Origin of the sequence: Oceanipulchritudo coccoides (assembly GCF_010500615.1) — a bacterium.
Taxonomy (GTDB): domain Bacteria; phylum Verrucomicrobiota; class Verrucomicrobiia; order Opitutales; family Oceanipulchritudinaceae; genus Oceanipulchritudo; species Oceanipulchritudo coccoides.
The window spans coordinates 892725-906813 of the sequence record NZ_JAAGNX010000001.1; the positions used below are offsets into that span (position 1 = coordinate 892725).

Annotated in this window: 12 protein-coding genes and 3 tRNA genes; 9 read left to right on the forward strand and 6 right to left on the reverse strand. The window is 54.9% G+C overall.

Going from position 1 to position 14089, the window contains the following annotated elements; all coding sequences use genetic code 11:
* Nucleotides 1-10: 10 nt before the first annotated feature.
* Nucleotides 11-937 (reverse strand): hypothetical protein, encoded by a 927-nt coding sequence (locus G0Q06_RS03560; RefSeq protein WP_163962533.1) that lies wholly within the window; start codon nucleotides 935-937, stop codon nucleotides 11-13.
* 160 nt (nucleotides 938-1097) lie between these two features.
* Between G0Q06_RS03560 and lysS the strand changes: the two genes are divergently transcribed.
* From lysS to G0Q06_RS03575, 3 genes are read left to right on the forward strand one after another with little or no spacing between them, the layout of a single operon-like run.
* Nucleotides 1098-2573 carry a lysine--tRNA ligase gene (gene lysS / locus G0Q06_RS03565; protein ID WP_163962535.1) on the forward strand — a complete coding sequence of 492 codons (1476 nt, stop codon included), beginning with the start codon at nucleotides 1098-1100 and terminating at the stop codon, nucleotides 2571-2573.
* A 25-nt stretch (nucleotides 2574-2598) separates the two neighbouring features.
* Entirely contained in the window at nucleotides 2599-3840 is a 1242-nt protein-coding gene (locus G0Q06_RS03570; protein ID WP_163962537.1) for an ABC transporter permease, read from the forward strand.
* Nucleotides 3837-4523, forward strand: coding sequence for an ABC transporter ATP-binding protein (locus G0Q06_RS03575; RefSeq protein ID WP_163962539.1), 687 nt, complete (start codon nucleotides 3837-3839; stop codon nucleotides 4521-4523). The genes G0Q06_RS03570 and G0Q06_RS03575 overlap by 4 nt, the downstream gene beginning before the upstream one ends.
* Here the strand turns inward: G0Q06_RS03575 and hpt are convergent.
* Nucleotides 4520-5074, reverse strand: coding sequence for a hypoxanthine phosphoribosyltransferase (hpt, locus tag G0Q06_RS03580; protein WP_238710243.1), 555 nt, complete (start codon nucleotides 5072-5074; stop codon nucleotides 4520-4522). The genes G0Q06_RS03575 and hpt overlap by 4 nt on opposite strands.
* Before the next feature lie 103 nt (nucleotides 5075-5177).
* Here hpt and G0Q06_RS03585 point away from each other — a divergent pair, with 103 nt between their 5' ends.
* Complete coding sequence (locus tag G0Q06_RS03585) at nucleotides 5178-6044, forward strand: PstS family phosphate ABC transporter substrate-binding protein (protein ID WP_163962543.1); 867 nt, start codon at nucleotides 5178-5180, stop codon at nucleotides 6042-6044.
* Nucleotides 6045-6068: 24 nt separating this feature from the next.
* Here the strand turns inward: G0Q06_RS03585 and G0Q06_RS03590 are convergent, their stop codons facing one another.
* From G0Q06_RS03590 to G0Q06_RS03605, 4 genes are all read right to left on the reverse strand, one after another.
* Complete coding sequence (locus G0Q06_RS03590; RefSeq protein WP_163962545.1) at nucleotides 6069-9206, reverse strand: efflux RND transporter permease subunit; 3138 nt, start codon at nucleotides 9204-9206, stop codon at nucleotides 6069-6071.
* A complete protein-coding gene (locus G0Q06_RS03595) occupies nucleotides 9203-10384 on the reverse strand; it encodes an efflux RND transporter periplasmic adaptor subunit (RefSeq protein ID WP_163962547.1) in 1182 nt (393 codons plus the stop codon). The genes G0Q06_RS03590 and G0Q06_RS03595 overlap by 4 nt, the downstream gene beginning before the upstream one ends.
* A 101-nt stretch (nucleotides 10385-10485) precedes the next feature.
* Nucleotides 10486-10559: transfer RNA gene (locus G0Q06_RS03600), tRNA-Gln, on the reverse strand.
* A gap of 6 nt (nucleotides 10560-10565) precedes the next feature.
* Nucleotides 10566-10642: transfer RNA gene (locus tag G0Q06_RS03605), tRNA-Pro, on the reverse strand.
* Between the two features lie 130 nt (nucleotides 10643-10772).
* Here G0Q06_RS03605 and G0Q06_RS03610 point away from each other — a divergent pair.
* The 5 genes from G0Q06_RS03610 to pheS all read left to right on the forward strand — a co-directional run bounded on the left by G0Q06_RS03610 (nucleotide 10773) and on the right by pheS (nucleotide 14071).
* Nucleotides 10773-10848 (forward strand) — tRNA-Phe (locus G0Q06_RS03610).
* A 273-nt stretch (nucleotides 10849-11121) separates the two neighbouring features.
* Nucleotides 11122-12171, forward strand: coding sequence for a hypothetical protein (locus tag G0Q06_RS03615; RefSeq protein WP_163962549.1), 1050 nt, complete (start codon nucleotides 11122-11124; stop codon nucleotides 12169-12171).
* A 121-nt stretch (nucleotides 12172-12292) separates the two neighbouring features.
* Nucleotides 12293-12487 (forward strand): 50S ribosomal protein L35, encoded by a 195-nt coding sequence (gene rpmI / locus G0Q06_RS03620; RefSeq protein WP_163962551.1) that lies wholly within the window; start codon nucleotides 12293-12295, stop codon nucleotides 12485-12487.
* A gap of 69 nt (nucleotides 12488-12556) precedes the next feature.
* On the forward strand, nucleotides 12557-12919 hold the full coding sequence (rplT, locus tag G0Q06_RS03625; protein WP_163962552.1) for a 50S ribosomal protein L20: 363 nt from the start codon (nucleotides 12557-12559) through the stop codon (nucleotides 12917-12919).
* 111 nt (nucleotides 12920-13030) lie between these two features.
* On the forward strand, nucleotides 13031-14071 hold the full coding sequence (gene pheS, locus G0Q06_RS03630) for a phenylalanine--tRNA ligase subunit alpha (protein ID WP_163962554.1): 1041 nt from the start codon (nucleotides 13031-13033) through the stop codon (nucleotides 14069-14071).
* The last annotated feature ends 18 nt before the right edge of the window (nucleotides 14072-14089 follow it).

The window sequence follows — 14089 nt, forward strand, 5'->3', positions numbered from 1 at the left end:
GGTGAGGGCGTCAGGGAGCGGTGCTGGAAAAGGCGTAGAGGCCTGTTTGCGGATCAGCATCGGGTATTTCCTGATCAGTCAGCTCAAGAACAGGGATCCAATCCCCGGAGCTTGCCTTTTCCTCCACGCGGAATGAGAGGGCATCGGCGGCGTCGCCCTTCCAGGTGAAGAGGGTTTGATTAGCCAGCACGGTCCGCATGATTCCACGCGGGGGCCCATTCCCTTCGCCCGGAATGACATGAATCCGGATTTCCGCGGAAGCCTTACCTGCTTCAATAATCAGGACTTCATCCTGATCGGGGAGCGTGCTGGCCGCGTAGTGAATGGCATGCAGACTTGGATGGAGTCGTCCCAGATCATCCGTGTAGGCAAGCATCTCGGGAACAGCTGAACTCACAGGATCTCCTTTCTGTAGAAGCCCGTCGCTTCCGCTCTGCAGACGAAGACAGACCGGCGCGCCTACGATCGGCCGCCCGGTTTTGTCCAGCAGGGAAAGGGAGAGGGACTGGGTGGAGAGCTGATTTGCTCGAACAAGCCATTCGCTTCCGCAGGAGAGGTGGATGCTTGGTTGGTCGCCATTGTAGTAATCGAGTGGATCGGTCTGGTTCAGCCATTCAATGTAAGTACTCAATCCATCCCCGTCCGGGTCACTGGAAGCATTGATATCGAGCCGGCCGAAAGTCTGCTGCTCCCAGACATCGGGTAGCCCGTTCTCATTGGTGTCACCATTTGTATTGGACCGGATCCGGGTGAAAACGGGAGACGGGTTTGCCTCAAGCGCAAGGGACTCAATGGAGTCCCGGCCGGTAAAGACAAAGGGCAAGGTCATCCAATCGACCAGGTTTCCGGATGTCTGCACGGTGTAAGTCGTTCCCTGTTCCGCATACCATGAGAGAGCGAGTAGAAATCCATTAAGGGCGGTCAGGGCGGCATTCATAAGGAAGTTTATGAAGTTACGGGAGAAATGCTCCAAGGCGTATAAACGGTCAAAATTAGGTGTTTTGAGCCCGGCTTTCGGGGCAATTTTAAAAGTGTCTGTCCCTAAGGGGAAAACCGGTTGCCATGATAGATAAAAGCACCCAACTTGGCTGATTCAGATGAAGGATCAGCAAATCGAAACATCCGACCAGTTTGCCGTACGCCAGGCCAAGCTGGAAGAACTACGCGGTAAGGGGATTGATCCCTTCCGGACAAACTGGGACCAGACACATACGAGTGCCGAGGCAGCAGGAGCATGGATTGAGGACGAGGAGAACAGCCCCGTTGTCAGTTGTGCCGGGCGCCTTGTGGCCATCAGGAAAATGGGTAAAGCCAGCTTTGCCCGTATTCTCGACCGCGCTGGAACCCTTCAGATATACATGAAGAAGGACATTGTCGGCGAGGAAGCCTACGATCTCTTCAAGAAGTCGCTTGATTTGGGTGATTTCATTGGAATGCGGGGGACATTGTTCAAGACCAAGACGGGCGAAATCACCTTGCGCGTGCAGGAGTTTTCCCTTGTCAGCAAGTCGCTGCGGCCCTTGCCGGAAAAGTGGCACGGCCTGCAGGATGATGACCAGATCTACCGCCAGCGGTACCTCGATCTGATCAGTAACGAAGATTCGCGAAAAGTCTTTCAGACACGGAGCAAGATCATCCGTTGCATCCGCAATTACCTCGAATCAAAGGATTTCACGGAAGTGGAGACGCCCATCCTTACTTCTGAGGCGGGTGGGGCAGCAGCCCGGCCTTTCACGACTCACTTTAACGCCCTTGACTGTCCGTTTTACCTGCGCATCGCCCTTGAGTTGTATTTAAAGCGCCTGCTGGTCGCCGGGATGGACCGGGTTTTCGAAATTGGTCGCAACTTTCGCAATGAGGGCCTTTCGCGCCGTCACAATCCTGAATTTACCATGTTGGAGGTCTACCAGGCCTACAGCGACTACCGGGGCATGATGGAATTGATCCACGGAATGGTGCAGGCGATTTGTGAGGAAGTGCTTGGGACAACAAAAATCACCCGTTACGACGAGACCGTCATTGAGCTGGGTGGTGAGTGGCGGGAAGCCCGTTACAAGGACTTGATTATTGAAAAGACCGGTGACCCGGAATGGTTCAGCCGGAGCAAGGAGGAGAAGCTGGCCTGGTGCGAGGAGGAGGAAATCGAGGTGGATCCCAACCGCGAGGATTTTGAGGTGACCAACGCTGTCTTTGAGAAGCGCATTGAGCCGACTTTGATCCAGCCGACCTTCGTCACACATGTTCCCAAGGAGCTTGTGCCCTTGGCGAAAATTTCGCCTGACGATCCTGACACCGTGGAAGTCTTTGAACTCTGCATTAACGGGCAGGAAATTGCCCCGGCCTACAGTGAGCAGAATGATCCGGCAGTACAGCGCCAGCAGCTGGAACGGCAGGCCGGCGAGGAGCAGCAGAAAATTGACGAGGACTTCCTTCTGGCGCTTGAGCATGGCATGCCACCGGCAGGTGGAATGGGTGTGGGGATCGATCGCCTGATCATCATGCTGACCGGTGTACCAAGTATTCGCGACGTGATTCTCTTTCCTTCACTTAAACCAATCCCCAAGGACCAGTAATTCCACTCCGGACTGTTTGCAGGAAATGAGACTGCCCTGGTACATGTATCTTGCCTTGCGGCAGCTGGCGCCAAGCGGCCGCCGGTTGGGGTCCGTCTTTTTCTTCCTGTCCGTTCTCGGGGTGGCCCTCGGCGTGGCTGTGCTGGTCATTGTGCAGAGCGTGATGGGCGGTTTTGGACAAGTCCACCGCGAGCGGATTATCGATACATCCGGTCACTTGGATGTCACTGAAGGAGGCTATCCTTTTCAAGGCGGCTATGCCCTGGCTGATGCCATTCGTGAGCGGGAGGATGTGGTACAAGTGACGCCGTACGCGCGCGGATTTGTCATGGCACGCAGTGGCAATGTGCCCGTATTTCCGGCAATTTATGGCCTTTCCTACGAGGAGAATCCTGTCTTTGCCATCAGTCCCTATCTTACCGCGGGCTCGCTGGACGAGCTCTATGACGATACTGTTTTGATCAGCCAGTCACTTGCCCAACAGTTGGGAGTCTGGGTTGGCATCAATATCGAGGTGTTCAGCCCTGTCATGATTGAGCGACTACAATCAGACGAAGTGGTCCTGCCCCGCGAGTTGACCGTGGCCGGCATTTACAGCATTGACTGGAATCAGGAATTCCTGCCCGGCATCCTCTGTACATTGCGGACGATGCAGGACTTGTATGGACTTGGTGATGCCGTCCATGGAGTGGCCATCCGGCTCGTTGATGATGCGGATGAATTTGCTGTTGCCAGCGAGCTGGAGGCGGAGCTCTCCAGTGGCAAGCAAGTCCTCACTTGGAAGGAAAAGTGGGCCGACTTCCTGTGGGTACTCGATTTGGAGAAGACAATGATGCTCTTCCTGAACCTCTTCATTGTCGCTGTGGCCGCCTTCGCGATTGCCATCGCGCAACTCCTGACCGTTGTGCGCAAGACCCGCGAAATCGGCCTGCTGGCGGTCATCGGCGGGAGCCGCACAGGAGTGCTCGGGCTGTATTGTTTTCAAGGCTTTTTCATCGGGCTCCTTGGCGCGGCACTCGGCATCGGGGTGGCGCTGCTGGCATTGTCCTTCCGAGACCCGATCATCAACCTGTTGGCGGAGTTGACTGGCTCGCGAGACACCCTGATCCAGTATTATTACTTTGCCAACCTGCCGGTGGACTTTGATGTGCGGGAAATAACGGGTATCGGGCTCCTTGCCACTGCCCTTGCAACCCTTGCCAGCCTGCTCCCGGCATGGCGTGCAGCCCGTCTAAAACCAGCTGAAACCTTGAGGATTGAGCAATGAGCGAACTGGCTGGAACTTCCGTCCTCGCAGCGACAGGCCTGCAAAAATCCTACCAGAGCGGCCATCGGCAGATTGAAGTCCTGCAAGGGGTTTCCCTGTCCATTGAAGCGGGGGAAACGATCAGCATTCGTGGAGAATCCGGTAGCGGAAAAAGTACTTTGCTCAATTTGCTCGCCGGGATCGAGATGCCGGATGCCGGAGATGTGTCATGGAATGGCCAATTGCTAAGCGGGCTTCCTGAATCACGCCGGCCGAAAAAGCGGTCCGAATTCCTGGGATTTGTCTTTCAGTCATTTTATTTGATTCCAGAGCTGAACCTGCTCGAGAATGTCCTTATTGCCGCGCGCATTGCGGGTCTTTCCATGAAGGAGGCCCGGTCAAGAGCCTTTCAATTGTTAGAGGAATTGGGACTTCAGGACAGGCTGGAGAGTCGTCCGGAGCAACTCTCCGGAGGGGAGCGCCAGCGGACCGCCATCGCGCGTGCCCTGATCAACCAACCAAAGATCCTTCTAGCGGACGAGCCAACCGGAAATTTGGACGAGCACACGGCTGAGCGCGTCATTGACCAGTTGCTGACTGTTGTGGATCGCCACCGGGCGGCGTTGGTGCTGGTCACGCATCATCCCGGATTTGCGGCCCGGGCACAGAAGCAATATCGCCTCGTTGACGGGAATCTGGCCTAGGCCCAGCTCGGCGGATTCTGCAGCTCCGACTTGAGGACGCCAATGCAGGAGAGTTGGCGGTATCGCTCGGCAAAATCCAATCCGTAGCCGACCACGAACTGGTCCGGAATGCTGAAACCGACAAAATCCGGGTGGGCTTCGACTTCCCGACGCCCCTCCTTCTCGAGGAGTGCGCCAAATCGGATGCTTGCCGGTTTGAGTTTGCTGATCTCCTTCACAACCCGCATGAAGGTGTGCCCGGTATCGAGGATATCATCAATGATGAGCACATGCTGGTCCCGGAGATCCAGGCGGAGCATGTCAATAATCTCCGGCTCCTGGACCGGGCTTGTGTTGTTCCTGTAGCTGGAGACCCGCATGCAGTCCACACGGACCGGCATGTCAATTTGACGAATCAAATCGGCGGTAAAGAGGAGTGCGCCATTGATGATGGCAATAACCGTCAATTCATCTGCATCACGGTAAGTTTCCGTGATTTCCTGCCCGAGAATTGCCACTCGTTCGCGGATTTCCTGCTCGGTGACCAATATTGATTCAAGATCTTCAAACATCGCTGCTACCAAAGGAGCACAAAGTGGGGGGTGTTGGGGGCTTGTCAAATCAATCATGAAACGGGTTGCCAGAGCCGAGTTGACCCTTCAATACATTAAGTAAATGAAATTGACTCAATTCCTAGCCACCTTCGCAACAACCTCTCTGTTAACGGCTTTGCCAAGTCAGGCTCTGGTCATATCCGGTTCCGATCTGTTCAAGGGAGAGATGGAAAGCACCTTGTTGGCTGCCTTCGAAGCCGCTGGATTGGATGTGGAGATCCAATTTGACGGATCCCTTCTGGGACAGCGGGATCTGGCCGCCGGTACCGTTGATGCAAGCCTCCTGGCCATCCCCGATGCGGGGCGGGATGCCAATTCCCTGCGGGTTTTTCCGCTTGGTTACCAGACAGTCACTTTCCTTGTGAATAGCGTGAATCCTGTCACGGAAATGACCTATTCCCAGCTGAGCGATCTCTTCAAGGAGGGCGGAGAATTAAGCAAGTGGTCTTCCTTTACCGATGCCCCGGCATGGCAGGACCGCAATATCAGCCTGATTGCCTCGCGCCGTGAGAATGCCCTGACTTTGGAGCTTTTTAATGCCTTGGTCATGCAGGGTTCGTCCTATAATGTCGATCTGCGCTTTTTATCTGGTGATAATGACTCGCTGGTCAACGCAGTCATTGCAGACGCCTCAGCATTGGCGCTTACTCCAGCAATCCAGATTGGTGAGCAGCCCGTCAAGGCGTTGGCCATCAAGGCGGACGAAGGCAGCCAGGCCTACACGCCCAGTCGGGACAATATTTTCTTCGGCGATTATCCCCTGCGGCTGCCTTTTTACCTGGTTGTTGCGGATAGCATGGATGATTCAACACTTAGCACACTTCTGCAAATTATCTACTCGGATGCCGTGACGGCTGCCCTTGCTGAAGTCGATTGCGTTCCGGTGCCCGAACCCGAGCAACGGGCAGTCCTTGCCCAATACGAATAATCTCCTTATCCCGGGGGAAGAGGCTTAGATGGACTTGACCAGATGCAGCCAGCGCTTGAAGGCGTGAATGGCGTCCTCAAGAACCATGTAAATGGATGGGACCATCAGCAGGGTGATGAAGGTGGCAAAGAGCACGCCAAACCCAAGTGAGGTGGCCATCGGGATCAAAAATTGCGCCTGAAGGCTGCGTTCCAGCAAGATTGGGACAAGTCCCATAAAGGTTGTCAGAGAGGTCAGAAGAATCGGCCGGAAGCGCACAATGCCTGCCTCCCGCACGGCATCCATAAGATCCATACCATGCTCCCGGCGGCGGTTGATGTAATCGACGAGGACGAGCGAATCATTCACAACCACACCGGAGAGGGCGATGATCCCAAGCATCGAAAGTAGGCTCAGGGTCTGGAAAGTCAGGAAGTGTCCCAGAACCGCCCCGGCAATTCCGAAAGGGACCACCGACATGACAATCAGCGGCTGGAGGTAACTTTTGAAAGGAATGGCCAACAGTGCGTAGATCATGAAAATGACAAGGATGACTCCGCCAAGAAGGGATGCCTTTGTTTCCTCCCAGTCCTTCGCTTCGCCTCCCTTCACCAGCGTGACACCGGGATACTTTTCCTGAATCTCCTCGAGGACGCTTTTGGAGCCGCCACCGCTATCGTAAAGAGCTTTATTAAGAGCCGCAAAGTCAGCGACCGACTTGTCGGCGTCCGCTTGGATGTTGATGACCCGTTGCCGGTCAATCCGCGTAATGGTCGGAAAGCCCTCCCCGATTTCCAATTCAGCCACCTCGTTGATGGGGATTTCCGTTCCTCCCGGAAGGCGGATGCGCATATTTTCAAAATTGGCCAGGGAAACCCGGTCCTCGTAGGGATAGCGGACCATGACCCGGATGTCGTCCCGTCCCCGTTGGATTCTCTGTGCCTCCGCCCCGTAAAAGGCCGCCCGCACCTGGCGGGCAAGATCCTCGACACGGATACCAAGCGACTCTGCTGAGGGTTTGAGCTTCAACTTGATTTCCCGCTTTCCCTCGGAGAATGTGTCCCGGATATCGAAAAGCCCTGGGAATTCGGCTAGCTCTTCGCGGACCTCCTTGGCCGCGATCCGCAGCTGTTCAAAGTCGGGCCCGGTGAGGCGGATGTCGACCGGCAGGCCAGTTGGGGGTCCGGCAAAGGCACTGATGGTGAGTTCCCGTGCTCCGGGAATGGTGCCGATCTTTTCGCGCCAGCGCTTGGAGATTTGCTCGGCATCCGAGTCGCGCAGCTCGGACTTCGTCAGTTCGACAAAGAAAAAGCCGAGGTTGGTTCCCTGTTGTCCTGCGCCAAAGCCGATGAACTGGGCAAAGTGCTTGATGGGATCAGATTTGCCGGCCTCCATGTCCTCCGCGACAATCTCGTCCAGAGACCGGCCAATCTTGTCGAGCGCCTCCTGGGTTTGCTCAATCGGGGTTCCTTCAGGGAGCTTCAGGTTGATGGCGATGAAGTCACTGGGGACATTCGGGAACGGTGAAAACTTGACCCAGCCGGCTTTCGTCAGGCCGCCCATCAAGATGAGAAAGCCGACGAATGCGGCTATGGTCAGGTAGCGCCACTCAAGGCACCACGCAAGGGTGGGGCGGTAGATTTTATGGACAAAGGATTCCAGGCCGTCGGCAACCCATCTTTGAGCGCGGGAAAAGACGTTAAGCTGGTCACGGTGCTTACGGTCCCCCACCTTGCAGAGAGATAAATGGTAAGGCAGTACCAGCTTGCTCTGGACGAGGGAAAAGAAAAGGGTGGGGATGACGACCATCGGGATGGCGGCAAAGAATTTGCCGAGCTGTCCGGGAAGCATGAAAACCGGCAGGAATGCGACCATTGTTGTCAGCACCGCATAGGTGACGGGTGTCGAAACCAGATGCGTCCCTCGGATTGCCGATTCCACCCCGGGGCCGACTTTCTGGAATTCGCTGAAAACGCTTTCCCCGACCACGATGGCGTCATCAACGACAATCCCCAGGACCAGGATGAAGGCAAAGAGGGAAATCAGGTTGACGGAAATACCCACAAACGGGGCAACGAGAAAGGTCCCCAGAAAGCTCACGGGTATTCCGATCGCAACAAAGAAGGCCAGCGATGGACGCAGGAACAGCGACAGGGAGAGCAGTACCAAAACAAACCCGATGAGGCCGTTTTCGATGAGCATGTTCAACCGACCGCGCAAGTAGTATGATGAATCCCCCCACGCATCCAGGGAGATGGATTCCGGGAGCCAGCTTTCACGCGCTTCCTCGATGTATTTGTTGACTTGCTCCGAGATCACGAGCGGGCTTTCGCGCCCGACCTCCCGTACCAGCACCAGTGCCGCTGGCTTGCCGTTGAAGGTCGTGATGACCGGGTCGTCGACAAATCCGTCCACGACATTGGCAATGTCCTGAAGAAGGACCCGTGTGCCGTCCAGTTGGGTTTTCACGACAAGGCCTTCAAACTCGTTCCTGTTGTAGGCCTGTTCCTTTGTCCGGAGAAGAATCTCCCCGCCATCGCTTCGGATGGATCCGCCCGGAACATCGAGTGATCCACGACGAACAGCTTGCACCACCTGGTCGAATGTCAGGCCATATTTACGTAGTGAAAATTCCGATACTTCAATGGAGATTTCGTATGAACGAATACCTTGCACAAAGGCTTGTGAGACGCCCTGCATGCGGGTGATGTCATCCCGGACCTTTTCCGCCATCTCCTTCAGGTTCCGCTCGGAGGTATCCCCGTAAACGGAAACCCATACAACGTCGCGTTGCAGGAGGAGTTCCTCGACAATGGGCCGCTCTGTTTCCACGGGAAAACTCGTGATAGCATCCACCCGGGCCTTGATGTCGTCCTTGACCCGGCTGATATCCGCCCCTTTCGAGATTTCAATACTGACTTGGCCATAGCCTTCCGAGGCCCGTGACTGAATTTCCTTGATGCCGTCCACGCCCTGAACGGCTTCCTCAACTCGAAGGATTACCCCTTGTTCCACTTCCTCCGGGGCCGCGCCAAGATACGGGACGCGGACCACCACCGTATCCAGTGAGAACTCAGGAAAGAGTTCCTGCTTGATACTGAAGAGGGCCCCAACGCCTCCGACCACGATGATGAGCATGACCAGATTCGCCGCGACACCATTGCGGGCAAACCAGCGAATCATTGTCCGGACCCCTCTGTTTCGAGGTTATCCCCGGCAAGCTGCACATGCATTCCCTCGACAAAGAAGAGAAGCGGAGTGAGGCATATTTGGTCGCCTTCTTCGATACCCCCGGAAATCACTGCTGATTCAGCGTTTGTATAGAGAATCTCCACCTTTCTTGATTCGAGCCGCTTGTCCTCGGTGAGGCGGTAAACGATGTCACCGGGATGCAAGGCATTTCGGGGAATTTCGAGAACCTTGCCCAGTTCCTTGCCCTGGATTTCGACCTTCACGAACATCCCCGGGCGGAGCTTCATCCCATTCTCGCTGGTAAAGGGAGCCTGCGCCCGGATGATCGCCGTAATCATGCGCGATTGCGAATTGACGGAAGCGGAGGTGCGTTCGATGAATCCGTTCCACTGGTGCTCAATTCCATTGATCTGAATGGAGAGGATCGCCTTGGACGGTTCTATTTCGCTGGCTTCAGGATTCCCGATAAAGGAAAAATCCTCCAGCGAAAGAGGCACCGGAACTTCCAGTGCATTGGAGGAATGGATTTCACCAAGAATGGTGGCCTGGCCAGTGATGGCTTGGCCCACATCGACGAATTTGGCATCCACCCGGCCATCATACGGTGCACGGATCTCCGTGTAGTCCAGATTCACTTGAGCCACTTCCAGCGCAACTTTGGCGGCCTTTAATTCGGCCTCGGCTTTCATCAGTTGTGGCTTTCTCAAGACTAGCGGACTTGGGGAACCTCCGGATCCAATGGATTCCCAGTCCAACCGGGCTTGCTCGGACGCTTCGCGTTCCTGCGCCAGAGTGGCTTCCGCCAACGCTAACCGGGCCTCCGCCTCCGCCAACGCGCCCTTGTAGGGAAGGGGATCAAGGCGCAACAAAATGTCACCCGACTGAAAGGAACCGCCCTCATAAAAGTCGGGCGATACCGCTTCAATGTGGCCGGAGACTCGCGATGTCAGGCGGGTTTGCTGGCGTGGCCGGACCGTTCCTTCCGAGTTCAGGACGATCGGCTCATTGCTTCCCACTACTGAGTGCGCTTCAATCTTCGGGTGAACCGGTGCCGGCTCCTTGCGCTCTTGTTCGGGCTTTAATGCCACGAGGATCGCGGAGAGGAGCAGCGCCCCTATTATGACAAGGGGAGGAAGAATGATCTTCAGCCATTTGTTGGAAATTTTCATCAGTATGGGCATTTATACCCGTCTACTTTATTTCCGTAAACAGAATAGTGGCGCGTTTTGGGAGACCGCCTGAAGGTCTAACTCCAGCAAATTCATTCATTTGGCAGGCCCGCAGGGATTTGAACCCCGACTGAAGGAACCAGAATCCTCTGTGCTACCGTTACACCACGGGCCTGTAAATTGGTCGGGGCGACAGGATTTGAACCTGCGACCTCTTCGTCCCGAACGAAGCGCGCTACCAGGCTGCGCTACGCCCCGACAAATTAACAAGGGAATTAGCGGTATCGACATGGCTTTAACCGTCAAACAAAAAGACGTTGCGTAACTTTTTTGGAAAACCCGATTGACGAATGAAAAAAGCTTCTTCTATATCGCGGACTTTGTGTTGGGCCAGATAGCTCAGTTGGTAGAGCAGAGGACTGAAAATCCTTGTGTCCCCAGTTCAATTCTGGGTCTGGCCACCACTTTAAGGATCGCCTCAGTTGGTGAGTCCCGCATGGCGGGAAAAATCCTTGTGTCCCCAGTTCAATTCTGGGTCTGGCCACCACTTTTTATTTGGGTGGATGTTCCATTTGTTGTGGCCAAGGCAATTGGCAATTGAATCGGTAAAGGTCACCTGCGCAGACCGCTTTTCGCCGCGATTTGTCCGAAATCTGCTTGATTGACAATTTTTCTTGCGAGATGGACTTCGTGCTGGTTATTTAGAGGCTAATTCCAATATTCCACCTAGTTTTCAAATGATTATTAACAAATGCTGTATAGCCCCCCTTGCGCTTGCTTTGGCGCTTTCCCCACCGGCCCTGTATGCGGACCAACTGACTGTCTCAATTGACGGGTTTGGTGCGCCTGGAGGCGGATTCACAATAACGGAAAGCTCTGATTTGAATTTGCTCGTCAGTGAGCTTCTTCCTGCTCCGGGGACAAACGAGAGCACACACATTTTGATTGAGAGCCTTTCCCCGCTGGAGCCCGACACGCTCAATTACGCCAGCCCTTACACGGGAATCAATGTCAATACTGGAGTAACTCAGGATGCTGGAGTGCTTTTTCTCCAGATGCCATCCGGGTCATCGCTTCCCCAGGGAACCGTCGCTTCTCCCATTGTTGGTGTTGTTCAGCGGGCGGGAAGCTGGATGGACCTCACATTTCCGGAAACCTCCGTCGGGGGTTCCTCAGGACCTGGGGATTATGCCTCCGGAACATTGGATTTGTCCCTGACCAAGGGTCTGGAACAGTTTAATGGCACAGCTGGTTATGAGGTCGTAGATGAAGACACGATCCTGCTCGATGACTTTACGCTGACGAAAAGCGGTCCGGTCACTTACGAATTGTCCGGCACGACCCTGCTTCGCGATGGGGGCCGTTTTTACGGGACGGTTACCAACATGACCGCTGGAGCAGCGTACGAGTCCCTGCTCTTTGAAATCCAGCTCACCGGCATTCCTGATGTGGATCTGGATGGGATTCCGGACATCTCCGATTCCGTCATATCCGGCGGACTGGTTGTTGGCCAATGGTCCATGACCTCGCTGGGATACATGTATGGCGCCAATGCGGAATGGGCCTACTCCTATTACATGGGATTCATGACATTGAATCTGCCTTGGGTCTATCAAGCCTCCTTCGGTTGGATGTACCTCTACCAGTCTGTTCCATCTGAGGATGCTTACTGGTTCTACAGCCCGACTTTGGGATGGATCTACACCAAGAGTACCTGGGGTGGCTTATTCCAGAGCAACAATGGCAGTGGCTGGGTCACCAATAATTTCCGAAATCCGGCTACCTGATCGCCCAATATATTTTGTCACAAGGCGCCCCACTTCACGGTGGGGCGTTTCTTTTCCTCAAGTATTTTGAGGAATTGACTTTACAAGGGCGCTGGAGCCCGTTTCTTTCCTCTCTTTTCCCATGATCAAAACACGCAAATCCATTGCTAAGAAGTTCAAGGTGACCGGTACCGGTAAGGTACTTCGTCGCTCTGCCGGCAAGCGCCACTTCCTGCGTAACAAGACTGTTAAGCAGAAGCGTCGCATGGGGCAGGACCGTAGCTGCTCCCCGGGAGTAGCCAAGATCGTCAAGATCGGTTGCCCGAACAAGTTCTAAAGACAGTAACGCGGCTCGACCGGGTGACATTTGGCGACCCGGCAGCCACCAAAATATAAAGAAACCAACATGCCTAAAGCACAAAATCATGCCGCATCCCGCAAGCGTCGCAAGCGTACCTTACGCACGACCAAAGGATACTTCGGAAATGCCAGCCGTCTCTACCGCTATGCCAAGCAAGCGGCCGACCGCGCTGGGGTATTCGCTTACCGCGACCGGAGAACCAGAAAGCGCGAATTCCGCAAGTTGTGGATTGTTCGCATCAACGCCGCTTGCCGCCAGCACGGAATGGCCTACAGCCGATTTATCGCCGGTCTGAACAAAGCCGGAATCGAGCTGGACCGCAAAGCCCTGTCTGAGATGGCCATTCACGATGAAGTCGCCTTCAAGGCGCTTGTCGAGAAAGCGCAGAGCGCGCTGACATCCGCCTAGATCCCCCGGGATCACCGTTTGCCAGCAAACGGACTTGGCAGTTTAATTTACCAGCTTCCGCTTCCGGATTATTCCGGTAGCGGATTTTTTTTGAAATTCTGGAGAAGAGAAATGGAAGAAGAACTGAAAACTATTATTGCGGCGGTCGAAAAGGAGATTGGGGCCGTCGTCTCAGCAGCCGACTTTGAGCAATTCAAGGCAAAGATTAGTGGACCGAAGGGCCAATTCACGGCCTTGAGCAAGCAAATCGCCAAATTGCCGGTGGAGGAGCGTCCACTGGCCGGCAAGTTGATTAATGTGTACAAGCAGAAGCTGCAGGCAATCTGGGACAGCACGACGCAGCGCCTTGAGCAGGAAGCCCTCAGCCAACGGCTCGGTCCTCCGGTCGATGCGACCCTGCCCAGCCCGGAATTGCCACAAGGGACCCGCCACCTGCTGACGCAGGTTCGCGAGGAGATTGTCAGCATCCTGCGCAAGATCGGCTTTGTGGTGGCTGACGGACCTGAAGTGGAAACGGAGTACTATTGCTTTGATGCGCTGAACACGCCACCGGATCATCCGGCCCGGGATTTGCAGGATACGTATTATGTGAAAAAGCAAACGCCGTTTGGGAATATCTCCCAGCAATCGGACGAGCGCTATCTTCTCCGGACCCATACCTCCAGCGTGCAGATCCGGACCATGCTTGAAGAAAAGCCACCCATCCGCATCATTGCGCCCGGGCGCTGCTTCCGGCGTGATACCGCTGATGCCACACATTCGGCCAATTTCCACCAGATCGAGGCCCTTTACGTCGACCGCGGGGTCACTATCCGTGACCTGAAAGCTGATTTGGATTATCTCTTTCGCTCACTGCTGGGTCCGGATGCGGAGACGCGCTTCCGCCCGCATTACTTTAGTTATACGGAGCCCAGTTTTGAAGTCGACCTGAAGGCCCGTCACCTCGGAAAAGTGGGTTCCGAGTGGATGGAGATCATGGGATGCGGAATGGTTGATCCGGCGGTTTTCGAGGAAGTGGGATATGATCCCAAGGAGTGGACCGGTTATGCCTTCGGCCTTGGAATTGAGCGTATTGCGATGACGCTCTACGGCATCGACGATATCCGGTACCTTTACCAGAACGACGTCCGGCTGCTTTCGCAGTTTAAATAAGGCACCCTGCAACAGCTA

Coding starts and splice junctions, on each gene's coding strand:
- G0Q06_RS03615 (WP_163962549.1), top strand. CDS start 11,122: ATGATTATTAACAAATGCTGTATAGCCCCCCTTGCGCTTGCTTTGGCG.
- hpt (WP_238710243.1), bottom strand. CDS start 5,074: ATGTTTGAAGATCTTGAATCAATATTGGTCACCGAGCAGGAAATCCGC.
- rpmI (WP_163962551.1), top strand. CDS start 12,293: ATGATCAAAACACGCAAATCCATTGCTAAGAAGTTCAAGGTGACCGGT.
- rplT (WP_163962552.1), top strand. CDS start 12,557: ATGCCTAAAGCACAAAATCATGCCGCATCCCGCAAGCGTCGCAAGCGT.
- G0Q06_RS03590 (WP_163962545.1), bottom strand. CDS start 9,206: ATGATTCGCTGGTTTGCCCGCAATGGTGTCGCGGCGAATCTGGTCATG.
- lysS (WP_163962535.1), top strand. CDS start 1,098: ATGAAGGATCAGCAAATCGAAACATCCGACCAGTTTGCCGTACGCCAG.
- G0Q06_RS03585 (WP_163962543.1), top strand. CDS start 5,178: ATGAAATTGACTCAATTCCTAGCCACCTTCGCAACAACCTCTCTGTTA.
- G0Q06_RS03570 (WP_163962537.1), top strand. CDS start 2,599: ATGAGACTGCCCTGGTACATGTATCTTGCCTTGCGGCAGCTGGCGCCA.
- pheS (WP_163962554.1), top strand. CDS start 13,031: ATGGAAGAAGAACTGAAAACTATTATTGCGGCGGTCGAAAAGGAGATT.
- G0Q06_RS03595 (WP_163962547.1), bottom strand. CDS start 10,384: ATGAAAATTTCCAACAAATGGCTGAAGATCATTCTTCCTCCCCTTGTC.
- G0Q06_RS03575 (WP_163962539.1), top strand. CDS start 3,837: ATGAGCGAACTGGCTGGAACTTCCGTCCTCGCAGCGACAGGCCTGCAA.
- G0Q06_RS03560 (WP_163962533.1), bottom strand. CDS start 937: ATGAATGCCGCCCTGACCGCCCTTAATGGATTTCTACTCGCTCTCTCA.